Here is a 13,329-nt window from a genome sequence, read left to right on the forward strand (position 1 = left end):
CCTGATATCGGCATCATGCTGTACGACAACCCGAAGGAATGCACCTCGGGGCACGCATCCGTCAACGGTTCGAGACCGACGCACGTGCGGCAGCCGTCCGACCTTGCAAACAACGTTATCTGGATCACGAACGCCGATTACGGGCAGTTCATTACGCTCGGCCATCGGAACGTCCATAACCTGCGCGGAAATACCTTTCTTCGCACACAGGTTCACCAAATCGCTGCTGATCTTGGATACGAACTAGCAGGAGCACACGCCGTCGATGCGGCTCCGGTTCTGTCCGAGGTCGCATCGCGTGTATTCAAGCTCACGGCTGCGGCCTATGAGTGGAAACCCGGCGAGATTGCGAACGCAGACTCGCTTCACGAAAACATCAAGTCACGCTTTCCGCGTGACACGTACCCGTCGAACAATCCGGCGCTCGAACGCGCATTGCGTGCCGCGTACCAGACCGATTCGGCAATAACGCGCGCAGACTTCGTGCCGAACTCCGTGTTTCTGACGCTGCGCATGAACCGACTGGCTCATGCAAAGAAGGTGCTTTCATGCCCGATACCTGACGATGCGTGGGAGCACATACCCGAAGTCAAGCTGCCTGCCGGCCAGCGCGAACGCTTGGCTTTCTGTCTGAAACACGACACGCCAATCCTTGCTGAAGTCGTGATGGATATGACGCGCGCGGACTCTGAATACGCCGCGCTGGCCGCATTCGGACAGAAAGTTGCGTCTCGCATGGTCCTGCGCGAGTGGGTATCGCATCCTGAACTGATCTGGTTGTCGCGCTTCGCTCCGATCGAGATCAAGTCCGTGTTCCGGTCCGCCGAGTACAAAGCGCTGCACGAACGGACGCAGCTTCCACAGTCTTTGACGGAAGATCCGTTGATGGAACTGTCTTACTCCGCTGGTCTCCTCGCGGAGAATCATTGGGTCTCGCTCGCGAGCGATGAATACAACCGTCTCACGAAAAAGAAGTCACTGACGCCACGAGCCGTATGGCTTCGAGCGGCGGATCGCGCATTGTGCTTTTCACTGGCGAAGAAAGCACTCGACCAGGGCTTTACAGTCACTGGCTACTCTGCGGGAGCGGTGCGCGTCAGGCTTCTCCGGTCGGAGCTTTTGCACGCCTTGGAATTCGCTGTCGAGAATCAGGTGGTCTGTCCGAATTTCAACAGGATCATTCAGGAGGACGACGTTCATGCAGCCACCGGATAACGCACCTCTTGACTTCGTTCTGCTGGCCGAGGTGATGTGCGCAGCAGCGATTCGATCGGGAGACTTGCTCGCGCTGGACAAAATCGCCGAGTTGCCAATGTCCGATCGAGCAATGCACGCGACGATGGTGATCAGCAAATCGGCAACCGCTGATCCCGATATCGCGAGGGTTCTAACCGAAACGAAAGCAGTTCACACCATGCGTAATGAAATCATGCGTCGGAGATCGAATCCATGACCATCGTATCGAACATTCTGGACAACGTTGAGTCGCTCATCGCGTGGATATCGAGCCACGCACTCGGCGCAGATCTTCCATCGTACTGTCAGCTTGAAACGGCCATTGGACTTGACCCCGATGATCAACGCGCGAAGCAGATGGCAGCGATGGACCCGAAAGGGGCGCGTCCCTACATCCTCATCACGCGCCAATGCGCGATGCTGACGGTCTTCGAACTGACCGGTTCAATGGACGTGGTTGGCGATGCCGAGTTCGAGCAAATCACCGACGACTTGCGCCGGGCGATGACATCGTATTTTCAGAAGGCCGGGCATTCCGTTGAGATTTCCTTCGAGCGCGACCCGGACATGATCCGGTCGAAAGTGAAGAATCTGATGCAACCGGCTTATGACACGTGCGATCGCGTCGGCCTTGACCTGAAGGACATGCTCGATGATCGATGCGATCGCGTGGCCGCGCTATGTTCGCACGAGTCCTGCTACGTGATGCTTTACACGCACCTGTCTTCAATGGCTCCAGACGAACTCAAGCGGGAGATGGAGACGCACAAGCTGCGCATCAAGGAAAACAAGGTGCAGCCGATGCTTGAGGCGCAGTCCGTGACCGCGATCCTGAAGGGACTGTTGCATCGGCACGAGACGTTTGTCGATGCGATAGAACGTGACTTTTTGCATGCGAAACTTCACGTCGAAAGACTCTCAACGCACGAGGCTGCGCGAGCGATCCGTCAATCGTATGATCGCCGCCGTACAGATCACAAGTGGAAACCGGTGCTTCCCGGCGATAAGTTCACGCCTCGCAATTTCCGCAACGGCTCAGCAAGCGGCTACTACTTGCCGAAGCTTCAGGAGCAGATGTGCTCCGGCAAGATGTACACCGATGGCGACTTCGCGTACATCAACGGCGAGTATCACGGTTCGGCATACATGGAAGTTGGGCCGCAAGAGATCCACGACTTCATGATGTTGTTCAATCGCGTGGGGAAAGACATTCCCTGGCGTATCAAGTTCGCGATCGAGCCGGGCGGTCTCGAAGCGAACAAGTTCAAGAACGTTATGGTCAGCGTCATCGGGTTCCTCGGGAACACGAACAAGGCTATCAAGCGGTCTTTCGACGCGATCGAACAGGCCCGCCAAAACAACGAATGCATCGTCACGGTTCGAATCACCGCTTCGACATGGGGACCGGACAAGAAGACTTGTGAAGACCGTCTGTCGGCACTCGTTAGTGCCATGCAGGGTTGGGGCGTCGCGCAGATCAGCACGGATACGGGCGATCCGATCCAAGGTCTCGCATCGACCATTCCAGGCTTTTCCGACAAGTCGATCGCGCCCAAGCTGATCCCGCCTTTGTCAGATATCGTGCGGCTGTTGCCGATTCAACGGGCTGCATCGCCGTGGTATGCGGGTGGCTCGATACTGCTTCGAACCCTCGACGGAAAGGTGTATCCGTTCCAGCCGAACTCGTCGTTGCAGACCGCATGGATTGACCTGATTTGGGCAATCATGGGGTCCGGCAAGTCCGTTTGGCTCAACACGCTGAACCTCGGCGCGATCCTGTCGCCGGGCCTTCGTCGCCTTCCTCTGATCACCATCATCGATGTGGGCGTGAGTTCGAGCGGTCTCATTGAGCTGCTGCAAAATGCATTGCCAGCGGACCGCAAACATGAGGCCATCTACATTCGGCTCAGGAACAACGCCGAGTTCGCGATCAACCCGTTTGACACATTGCCGGGTTGCCGATATCCGACCGAGATGGACCGCGAATACCTGGTGTCGTTGCTGACCGCGCTCGCCACTCCGGTCGGGAAGAAGGAGCCTTACTCGAATGCGCCGGAACTGGCCGGCATGCTCGTGGATGAGGTGTATCAGAAATATGGTTCTGCCGGTTCCGAGAAGCGCTATGAGCCGACCATCGACACGGAAGTCGATGCCGCGCTCGAAACGATGGGCTTTAGCCACGATGAATATACGACGTGGTGGAATGTGACCGATGCGCTGACCGTCGCAGGCAGAACGCGAGAAGCCCGACTGGCCCAACGGTTCGCCGTCCCGGTTCTTTCGGACGTTATTGAAGCGCTCGGTGCCGAGAGCGTGCGCTCCATCTTCTCGCCGAAGGAGGATTCGAAGGCAAAGGTCGAAAACGGGATGGATCTGCTCGACGCGATGCAGATGGTCATTACGACGGCACTCCGCGACTTCCCGATTATCGCATCGCACACGCGATTCGAATTGAGCGATCAGTCCCGCGTGGTGGCACTCGACCTGGAAGAGGTGACGCGAGGCTCTGGCGAGACCGGCGAACGAAGGGCAGAGATCATGTATGTGTTCGCGCGTCAGATCGCGGCACGCCAATACTACTTGCCGGAGGACATTTCCGAGCTTGCCCCTTCCATTTATCACGAGGCGCATAAGCAGAAGTACGAGGACATCAAGGACGAGATGAAGGCGATGTGCATGGACGAGCTTCACCGGACGGCGGGGAAGAAATCGATTCGGCGTCTGCTTTCGCTCGATCGCCGGGAAGGCCGCAAACATGGTATCCGTGTGTCGCTCGCTTCTCAGTTCATGGGCGACTTCGAGACTGATGGGGAATCCATCACCGAATCGGCTTTCTCTGTCTACATCATGAATGCCGGCAGTCAGAAGTCTCGCAAGGAAGCGAAGGATATGTTCGGCCTGTCGGACTCGGCGATCGCGGCATTGCAGCGCGACGTGCGCGGTGCAGGCAAGTTCCTCGCCTGGCACCAAACGAAAACGGGAGTCGTCACTCAGGTGCTGCACAACGCACCTGGTGCGATCGAGTTGTGGGCTTTTTCCACCACGGCGAAGGACGTTGGCCTGCGGCGACGGCTCTATAGACGCATGCCACCCGCGCTCGCCCGGAAGATCCTTGCGAAGGAATTTCCGAGCGGAAGCGCTGCACAGTACATGGAAGCACGTCAGGCAGAACAAGGCGCTAAGGACGACGACAACATCATCGATACGGTAGCCAATGAACTGATCGTGAAGTACCACCTCGACACACAATCGGAGCGTGCAGCATGAGCAATCGAAAACAACGGAGCCGGGCAGGGCAGGTCGTCCGTTTTGGACTGTTGTCGCTCATTCCTGGCTATCCGATCTACAAGGCAGTGGCATCGCTCAAGAAGAACGTCCAGTTGGGAGCGAAAACCCTCGCGGACCGGAATCGGCAACTGGCAGAGCAACGCCGAGATCCGCGCGTCGCAACATACAACGAGGCGCTCGCCAAACGGACGCCTGAGTCGCTGCCGCTCGAGGCGATCGAACTCTCCAGCGTAAGACACAAGCGCTTTTTCTTGGCTGTCGCGACTGTTTCAGCGGCATTCCTGTTCGGCAGTACCATCGGCGAGAACTACTTTGGCACGTTCCTCGGCGGGCTGTTTGTAGTGTTCTGCCTGATGCTCGCCGTCAAGTACGAGCATCGTCTGTGGCAGATGGAAACCGGCAAAGCCGCACCCGACGAACCACTTGGCAGCTTCCGCAAGTTTTTTTCGACGCGCGGTGTGCTGAAGCGGATTCTGAGTCCCCGCCTTTTCTAGGCAATCTCATGTCCTGATATATTCGTATCGTTGTATCGATACACAAGAGGAAGACCTATGAAGCCATTTTCGAGAAGGTGGGGGGCAAGAACGATAGCGTTCGGCCTGTTTGTAATCTCGACGGCCGCGTCTGCTCAGTCGTCTGTTTCCATGGGCGACATTCAGAACGCGGCAAATCGCAGCGGCGACAAGTCGATGTCGCTGCTGGAACTGGTCTACGGGTCGGTCGTACACAACCCGCTTGCGTCCGGTGGCGGTGCGGGCGGCATGATTGCACAACTGTTCCTTGTGCTGAATTCGTGCATGCTTGCGGTCGGTGCGATTTGGGCCATGTATCACTTTGGCTCTGCAATGATCGCGACCGGCCAGGACGGCGAGTTCATGGGGCAGAAGAAGTCGTCGCCCTGGTTCATCATCCGCCTGGGAGTCGGCTTTACAGGCCTGGTGCCTATCTTCGGCGGGTATTGCGGCGCGCAGATGGTGATGTTGTGGGGAACGATGCTCGGGGTGGGCATTGCGAACCTGTCACTCGACGCGGCGGTTTCAGTGCTCAACAGCGGCGGGTCGATGATCGCGACGCCAGCTTCGCCGCAGGCGACCACACTGGCGAAGGCGCTCTTCGAAGCGAACCTTTGCGCGCAGGCGGCTAATACGGCGATCGCCAACATGCCGAACGATAGTGGCGTGTCCGTCGATCCGGCCGAGAATTTCACCGCGATCACAACGAGCAACAAGGTCGTGCTCATGAACCAGCGCGGCCTCTCGTGCGGCGGTGCGGAGATCGACATTACGCAACCGCCGACGCTTCCCTCGTATGATGGAATGGCGGTTTATTCGCTCGACCCCGGATCGATCTACTCGCAGATGCTCAGCGCGCATCAAAATGCCCTGAGCACGCTTCAGTCCACGTTGTCTGCGGCTGCGCAAGCCTACGTGTCGTCTGTGAACGGACAGACTCAGCCGGCAGATCCGCAGAACACTATCAATCAGGCCGCGCTCCAGTACCAGACCACGATTTCGCAGGCGATATCGAATTCCTCGACCGCAATCAGCGGACTCGCGAGCGTGATCCAATCGAACCTTCAACGCGACGGCTGGATCATGATGGGCGCGTGGTATCAGACCTTTGCGCAGGCAAACTCGCAAGTGACGACGCTCGCGAACGCGACGGCCGCCGCTGTGCCGGGAACTGATGCCGACAACATGCCGTACCCGCAGCTATACCGGAAGGTGAGCGCGACCTATGCGCAGCAGAACCAGCAGGACGCCTCAACCTCAACGACGCAGAGCCTGGTGAGCAACCTGACGACGGGGACGACGGACCCGAAGAACTTCCTCTCGAAGATCTTCCCTGGTCAGCAGATCGTGCAGATGGCTATCAACCTGAATTCCGGGCAAGGTCCGGCAGGCTCGACAAATCCGCTCATCGGCATGAAAAACCTCGGCGACTATATCCTCGACGCCGGTTGGACCGCGCTCGGTGCATACGCCGTCTGGAAGGGATTGGAGGGTGCTTCTGACTCCAACGTAGGAAAGCTGATAGGCGTGGTCGGCGACGTGGCAACTGGAGGCATGCTCGGTGCAGCCAAGGGCGCAGCAAAAGGTGTGCTCGATGCGTTGGCACCGTTTGTCGTGATCATGTGCATCACGTTGTTCTTTTTTGGCGCGATGCTGTCGATCTACATTCCGATGCTTCCGTTCATCATCTGGTTCAGCGGCGTTTTGTCGTGGTACGCCGTAGTCGGCGAGTCGATGGTCGCTTCGCCGCTATGGGCGATGACGCACCTTGACGGTGAAGGGGAGGGCATGGGCCAGCGGCCGACGCACGGCTACATCTTCCTGCTCAACGTGATGTTCAGGCCGGTATTCATGGAGATCGGCTTCGTCCTCGCGGGAGCCGGCATCGTCGTGCTTGGCACACTGCTGAACACGATGTTCGGCGTCGCCATGCAGAATGCTCAATACGACTCCACGACCGGCCTCGTGAGCATCATTGGCTACATTGTGTTGTACGTCGGGATGTGCCAAACGTTGTGCAACAGCACGTTCAGCCTGATCCACATCGTCCCTGATCAGGTGTTCTCGTGGGTCGGCGGTCAGATGGCCTCGCGGATGCCGGAACTGGAGGATCGTGTGAACCGGCTCTTCGGTACAGGCGTCGGGCACGGCGGCAGCAATGCTCGTGGGCTTGGAACGTCGCTCGGCGGAGGTGGGCCAGGCACACCCGCAGGACCGTCAGCCACTGCGCCTGTGGGTAAGATGGAGGTGTAGCGCTTCCGCGCCTCGCCGATAAATGAAAAGCCCGCTTACGCGGGCTTTTTTCACTTCTTCAACGGCCTGACGGTTACGCTGCGCGCTTACCGTTAGCGACGGGGTTGAAACCACCGTCGAAGATCCGTTGCCGGTTCTGCTGCACGAGCAGATAGCTACGCGGGTCCACGCGGGCGAGTTCCTTGATGGCCGCGTCTTTCAACGCCTCCAACCCGGCCGCGTTTGCCTGGCTGATGCGAAGCTGACGCTCAAGGTTTTCGGCGTAGGCTTTCCACTGCTCTGCGCTGCGATGCCTGTGCCCGACCAAAAATCACTGCGTCCATTTTTCGCTCCTGCGATGCGCCGAATAGCCGGCTTGATTTGAACTATAGCGCAAGGTTTTCGGACCTCGCAACATTGAATTTGGCAAATCCCGGTAAGTCGTGCCGTTGCGTATCGCCCATACGCTGCGTAGAACGTCTCAGGCGGCCCTCGGAGCACATTGGACACTCATTGGCATTCGGACACGGCTCGGATCGGCCTACAGCGCGTTCTGTTGGCTCACTCAAGTTGCGCCCTCCTACCATCGAGCGATCGGTGTTCAAGGTTTTCTATCTCACTCGTAGTCGAAGCCTGTGGACTTGTGCGACAGCCGACGACCTGTTGGCAAGGGGTGGTCAACCCGAAGGGTTGTCCATCCTTGTCAACAGGGAACCGCGTAGCGGTTAGGAGGGAACCCTGCGAAGCAGGGCTGTCCACAAATCCATAGGCCAGCAGACCACAAACTTATCCACGGAAAACTGAGCCTTATTAATTGAATAGAAATAAATACTTGTAAACCGACAGGGTAAACCTATAGGCGTAAACTACTTGGGAACGCCGGAAAACCAATACTGGCATGGGTTTGCTGGCGATAAGCGCGACCAATTAACCTCATGGGCGCGACCAATTAACCCCACACCCGCGACCAGTTCACCCCAAATGCGCGACCAATTAACCTCGAATAACTCCAAATCGCGCGACCAAATAACCCTGCATAAATCGGACTATCCACAGGGGTTATCCACAAAAACATGCGCGACTAAATAACCTCAAGGGACCGCGACCAGATAACCTCAGCGCGACCAAATCACCCCAAGCGCGACCAGATAACCTCGGAGATTGCTGCGCGACCAAATAACCTCAGCAGAAGCGCGACCAAATAACCTCGTTGGCGTCAGGCGCGACCAAATAACCTCGTGATTCGTGCTTGGCCAAGCGGAGGCGCGACCAAATAACCTCAAAACGTCAAGTCAAGGCTTTGCGTCGTGCTTGCGTCGTATATGCGTCGTTGACGCCTCATCGGGTAGGCGCGACCAAATAACCTCAGACAACCGGAGGTGAGCGCTCGCTTGCGCGGATGGGAAAAAGGGGGGTGAGTGCCCGCTTACGCGAGAAAGGCGCTGCGGAACTGGCCGACAATGGGGAACGAGTCGCGCAGAGCGCGACCAAATAACCTCACTACGGGCGCGGTGAGTCAGCCGTTGACGACTTCGAGGCGGGGTGCGACGGGGGTGGGCGACGGAAGGAGAATGAGACCACTATCGCTGTAGTCCACATTGAGGCGTGGGTAGACAGCTTTGACCGAGTTGAGCGCCTTAAGGAAGTCGGCGCGGAAGTCGCGTAGACGCCCGTAGCTGGAGCCGAACTGGTTGTAGAGTTGCTGCCAAGTTGGACGCGAGGAGCTTTTCAGCGAGAACATGCGGTACGCGAGCCACTGATAAATGTCCAGTTCGAGCGGCGATTGCTGCAACGCAAGAACGGCACGAAGGTCCAGCGGAATGCAATGAGCCGTGATTTCTTGAAAAAACTTGTCGGTAAGAATGATTTCGCTCTGGAAGAGCGAATCCTGGCGTTCGTTGTCGTTCTGATCGAAAAACAGCGTGAAGTCTTCGGCGAATTGAAGGAGGTCGGTCTTCTTCATTCGCGCCGTGTCCAGGTCGCCGGTGATGAATGCCGCCCGCGCGTTGAGAAGGCGGTCTGCCTGGTCGATAAGACGGCGGCCGGCTCCATTCTTTCCTCTGCTGCGGTCAATATTGAGCTTGCGGCAAAACTCGGCGAAGTTACCGCCTGTGCTGATGCGTCGGCTGCCCGTGCGAACGGCCTCTGAAGTCAGCCAGATAACGAACAGGCGTGGATACGTGCCGAAGGGGATGCCTTTAAGAGGATCGCCCTGAATCCAAAGGGTGTAGTCGCCGTTCTTGCGAACCCAAGCTCCGTTAGTAAGCTGTTCGGGCTTGGGATTACGGTACGGAAGCGAAGCCGAGACTAGGCACTTTGCGCCGAAAGCCTTTTCGTCGTCCCGAGGCTCTGCGGAGAGAATCTCCGTGGACGTGTCGATGATCTTGGCGCTGCGATTGACGCTTTGACGTGCAAGTGAAGTGGTTTCGGACATGAGCAATGCTCCCGAGGCGGCTCAAAGATTACGTATAGATACAACGATACGGAATCTACGAAAGATATTTCATTATGTCAAGGAAGATCATACGTCAAACAACTACGAATCGCCAAGGGATTGCGGGTTGTCGGCCGGGATGACGGACCACGGGACAGCGCGATCGCATGCGCGGCTTGGGCCGCGCGCCCGGAGCGCGGCCATTCTATTGTGTGTTGTTTTTTCGGGAACGAGGGCGGGGAAGAGACCGCGTTTCGCTGGTCAGCGCGGAATGAAGCGCTTGCGCGGGTCGATCTGGTCACGAGGGTCGATGGCCCGCGTGGTGTTGTCGGCCACGACCGTTTGCGATGACCCGGCAATGTGCTCGCCTGCATGCGCTAGCTCGGCGAGAAGACCGAGGCCGCCAAGTGTGGCGAGGTGGTTCAGCCCTTCCGTTTCGCCGCTTTCCAGTTCGGACACAGCGAGTCGCGCAACTGCGGACGGCCTGACGATCGGTGTCGATGGAGCATTGGCTGGCTCGGCGGGGCGGGGCTTCAGCTTGGGTTTGATCGGGGCATTCACCAGAACCTCCTTGACTGGTAGGCAAAAAATTGACGTGATTACGTATCGTCGATACTATACGCAATTACTAAAACCGATCCTAGCACAATGGTCCGTGGCCTTGGAAACCCGCGCAGCGATCTGATCGACCTGATCACCTCCGAGGTCGGGCGGATGGTCGCGCGCCGAATTGATGACGCGCATGGGTATGACACGGCGAAGCCGACCAAGGCTGTCCGGTCTGCGGCTGCTCGCATGGTGGAGATCGTCCGCGCGATGGATCGGGACCAGATGGAGGCGTGTCATGAAGAATTGAACGCGTTTTTCCGGCTGGTTCCGTTTAGCGAAGCGATCCCGGTTGCAATCGAGATCGAGATGAAGTGGCCGCATCACATCGAGACGTTGCCGGAAGCAAACCAACGGCTTGATCTGATTCGCAAGGGCGGTGAGTACGCCATGATCTTCAGCCCCGAGAAGATCGAGAACGTGCTCGCGTGCATTGCCGAAATCGAAGCGAGGCAATAGCGATGCCATACATCCCTTTCCCTGTGCAGGAACAAACGTTTGAAGCGTGCGTTGCGCAGGCGGAGCAGAAGTACGCCGTGCCTTCCTGCATTCTGCGCGCAGTCCATGAAACGGAGTCGTCGGGCGCTCTCAGTCCCGGACTCGTGCGTGCGAACCGGAACGGCACGAAAGACTATGGTGTGACGCAAATCAACACCGTGTGGACCAACTATTTTCAGCGGAACTTCGGCATTTCTGCGACGCAGTTCGCGGACAACGCGTGCCTCGCCGTGAATGGTGCCGCGTACATCATCCGATACGAGATCAATGCGTCCGGTGACTTCTGGACGGGCGTCGGTAACTACCACAGCCGGACACCGGGCGAACACGATCGGTATGTGAGAAAAGTTGCTACTGAAGCGGAGAGGTTCGGATGCCAGATCAGGTAAGCAACCGTAGTTCTGCTCCAATCTTTATCCTCTCGGCCATCATCATAGGCTGTGCATTGGTGATGATGTGGCATCTCAAACATGAGGTGATCACGCAAAGGCTGCTGATCTGGAAGGCATACGAAGTCATGCCGATTTCGTATCTCTCGGGGACGGCCGACGAGTTGAAAGGGCGGCTGGTTCTCTATTTCCGTTACGCGCGGGTGATGACGTTCAAGGAGGTGTTCATTCTTGGGTGGCAGATCGGCGCGTTCTATGTGGTGATTCCGATCGGCATGAGCGCGTGGATCGCCTGGAAGGCTTTGCGGCATCCAATCGTTCTCGCGACGCGAGTCCATACGGTTCAGTCGCTGCTCGAAGTGCAGAGCAAATCCTTCTCGGCTGTCGCGCCGATTCTTCTGCGCGATCTGACTGACGACCCTTCACCTGAGTGGGCCTCATCCATGCATCCCGAGGAGTGGGTCGCGGAGCACGGCTTGATCGTCAATGAGCGGCTGGAGATCGAGCGGACGAGAGATCTGTTGGTGAAGCAGCTAGGAAAGTCGATCACATCACTGGCGAAGCTAAAGGCCCACGAGAAAGCCTTGTTCGCGATCTTCGGGTTGCGTGTTTTCTTCAAGGACACGAAGGCGTCGCAGGCATTGATTGATGCACTCAATTACAGCGCGATCAACGTGAAGTCGCGGCCGAATTTCGCATTGGCGCGTGAAGCATTCGCGCGGTGTGCGAGTGCGAAGCCCGCACAGAAATGGCTTATGAAGCATCCGTACCCAAGGACGCTCCTGATGGCTTTGCTTATCGAGTCCAGACAGATGGGCGTTCTGCCGTCGTCTAACTTCATTTGGTTGAAGCCGTTAGACCGCGCACTTTGGTATCCGTTGAACACTGCCGGCCGGAAGGTTCCATTCATGGAGTCGGCAGGCGTCTTCAACCAGATGCAGGCTGAGGAAGTGGCGTGGGACAACAACTGCGTGCTCACTGAGCCGCACGTCGATGACGCGATCAATGGTATTCAGCAGTACCTGGAAGAGACGGGCATCCTTGACGCGCCGACGAAAAACGAATTTACACTGAGGAATCCAAATGAAACTAAGTCTTGAGAGAAACGCTCCGATGCCGAAGGATTGCGTGTTGGTGGAGCCGGAGGGCACAGTGTTTTTGTCGTTCATGCAGACAGGTTTCATCAAGGCGGTTTCGCGTACCAGGTATGCAAGCGGTGATGCGGCAGCGACGGGCGCTTTCATGGTGTCGTCGGCGCAGCCGAAAGATGGCGAAGAAAGCGACGCAATGCATGCGTTGACTTTCGTCAGCGAGGTTGCCGGGGACGAAAAGATCGTGATCCTGGAGCGCTTTAATACGAAGGACGACGCAGAGGCGGCATGGTCGATGGTTCATCGATCGCTACGTCGATACGTTGTCAACGAGCGGCGCAAGCGCGCTTGGCGCACCTTCTTAAGATACGTTGGTGTGCCGTTTATCGTGCTCGCTGTGGGCATGGCAATGGTGCGCTACCTTGACTCGCACAACGGTTCGCTGGAAGCGCTGAATGCGATTATGCGAGCCGCAGGAACGATGAACGGCACGCAGGCGAGCCGGAACCTTTCGCAACAGGGCATGACGCAACCTGCGGGAAGTGCCTCCGCGACTCTTGTGGATACGACTCGCTCGGCCGACGTGGCCGCCGTGTCTCAGATGGCGTCGATCCACTTCGGGTTGGACAACCAGCCGCCCGAGAAGACTCTGTATGTGTACTCGGACCCGAACTGTCCTGCCTGCAAGCAGTTCGAGTCGCACATCACTGATCTGGCAAAGGACTTTTCTGTCTACGTGCTGCCGGTTGCATATCAGGGTGATGACCATGGCAAGGCGGCGGCTGCGCTGTGCGCGAAGGACCAGCAAGGCGCGTGGGTTAGCGCGCTTGGAGGGGCGGTATCGCGGGATGGCAGCGATTGCCTCAATGGCTACACCGGCGTGAAGGCGAACATGCAGCAGTTCGAGCGACTCGGCTTCAACTCGACGCCGCGCGTCGTCAGTGGGACGGGGTTCATCTTCCCTGAAGGGGCACCCGCAAAGATGATCCGTCTGCAAGCAGCAGAGAAGTAAGACCCGCGCGAGCAACCGACACGAATCGACC

At 57.6% G+C, this 13,329-nt stretch carries 12 protein-coding genes; 9 read left to right on the forward strand and 3 right to left on the reverse strand.

Features of this window, described 5'->3' with window-relative positions; translation table 11 throughout:
* The first annotated feature begins 15 nt into the window (after window positions 1-15).
* The 5 genes from BVER_RS01195 (at window position 16) to BVER_RS01215 (ending at window position 7,289) form a co-directional block, all read left to right on the forward strand.
* On the forward strand, window positions 16-1,215 hold the full coding sequence (locus BVER_RS01195; protein ID WP_198155112.1) for a hypothetical protein: 1,200 nt from the start codon (window positions 16-18) through the stop codon (window positions 1,213-1,215).
* On the forward strand, window positions 1,199-1,453 hold the full coding sequence (locus BVER_RS01200; RefSeq protein WP_050451682.1) for a hypothetical protein: 255 nt from the start codon (window positions 1,199-1,201) through the stop codon (window positions 1,451-1,453). Before BVER_RS01195 ends, BVER_RS01200 begins: the two co-directional genes overlap by 17 nt.
* On the forward strand, window positions 1,450-4,503 hold the full coding sequence (locus tag BVER_RS01205; RefSeq protein WP_050451684.1) for a putative type IV secretion/conjugal transfer ATPase: 3,054 nt from the start codon (window positions 1,450-1,452) through the stop codon (window positions 4,501-4,503). Before BVER_RS01200 ends, BVER_RS01205 begins: the two co-directional genes overlap by 4 nt.
* On the forward strand, window positions 4,500-5,018 hold the full coding sequence (locus BVER_RS01210; protein ID WP_050451686.1) for a hypothetical protein: 519 nt from the start codon (window positions 4,500-4,502) through the stop codon (window positions 5,016-5,018). The genes BVER_RS01205 and BVER_RS01210 overlap by 4 nt, the downstream gene beginning before the upstream one ends.
* Window positions 5,019-5,168: 150 nt before the next feature.
* A complete protein-coding gene (locus BVER_RS01215; protein ID WP_050451749.1) occupies window positions 5,169-7,289 on the forward strand; it encodes a DotA/TraY family protein in 2,121 nt (706 codons plus the stop codon).
* A 73-nt stretch (window positions 7,290-7,362) separates the two neighbouring features.
* Here BVER_RS01215 and BVER_RS01220 read toward each other — a convergent pair whose 3' ends face one another.
* The 3 genes from BVER_RS01220 to BVER_RS01230 form a co-directional block, all read right to left on the reverse strand.
* On the reverse strand, window positions 7,363-7,596 hold the full coding sequence (locus BVER_RS01220; RefSeq protein ID WP_050451689.1) for a hypothetical protein: 234 nt from the start codon (window positions 7,594-7,596) through the stop codon (window positions 7,363-7,365).
* Between the two features lie 1,188 nt (window positions 7,597-8,784).
* On the reverse strand, window positions 8,785-9,702 hold the full coding sequence (locus tag BVER_RS01225; RefSeq protein ID WP_050451691.1) for a replication protein RepA: 918 nt from the start codon (window positions 9,700-9,702) through the stop codon (window positions 8,785-8,787).
* 261 nt (window positions 9,703-9,963) lie between these two features.
* Complete coding sequence (locus BVER_RS01230; protein ID WP_157055876.1) at window positions 9,964-10,263, reverse strand: hypothetical protein; 300 nt, start codon at window positions 10,261-10,263, stop codon at window positions 9,964-9,966.
* A gap of 87 nt (window positions 10,264-10,350) precedes the next feature.
* On the opposite strand from BVER_RS01230, the gene BVER_RS01235 reads away from it, so the two are divergent.
* The 4 genes from BVER_RS01235 to BVER_RS01250 are packed head-to-tail and all read left to right on the forward strand — an operon-like array spanning window position 10,351 to window position 13,298.
* Window positions 10,351-10,767 carry a hypothetical protein gene (locus BVER_RS01235; protein WP_050451694.1) on the forward strand — a complete coding sequence of 139 codons (417 nt, stop codon included), beginning with the start codon at window positions 10,351-10,353 and terminating at the stop codon, window positions 10,765-10,767.
* Between the two features lie 2 nt (window positions 10,768-10,769).
* A complete protein-coding gene (locus tag BVER_RS01240) occupies window positions 10,770-11,195 on the forward strand; it encodes a lytic transglycosylase domain-containing protein (RefSeq protein WP_050451695.1) in 426 nt (141 codons plus the stop codon).
* Window positions 11,180-12,295, forward strand: coding sequence for a secretion/conjugation apparatus DotM-related subunit (locus BVER_RS01245; RefSeq protein ID WP_157055877.1), 1,116 nt, complete (start codon window positions 11,180-11,182; stop codon window positions 12,293-12,295). Before BVER_RS01240 ends, BVER_RS01245 begins: the two co-directional genes overlap by 16 nt.
* Window positions 12,279-13,298 (forward strand): thioredoxin fold domain-containing protein, encoded by a 1,020-nt coding sequence (locus tag BVER_RS01250; protein ID WP_083451998.1) that lies wholly within the window; start codon window positions 12,279-12,281, stop codon window positions 13,296-13,298. The genes BVER_RS01245 and BVER_RS01250 overlap by 17 nt, the downstream gene beginning before the upstream one ends.
* Window positions 13,299-13,329 lie beyond the last annotated feature (31 nt).

This window comes from Candidatus Burkholderia verschuerenii (assembly GCF_001189365.1).
GTDB classification, from domain to species: domain Bacteria; phylum Pseudomonadota; class Gammaproteobacteria; order Burkholderiales; family Burkholderiaceae; genus Caballeronia; species Caballeronia verschuerenii.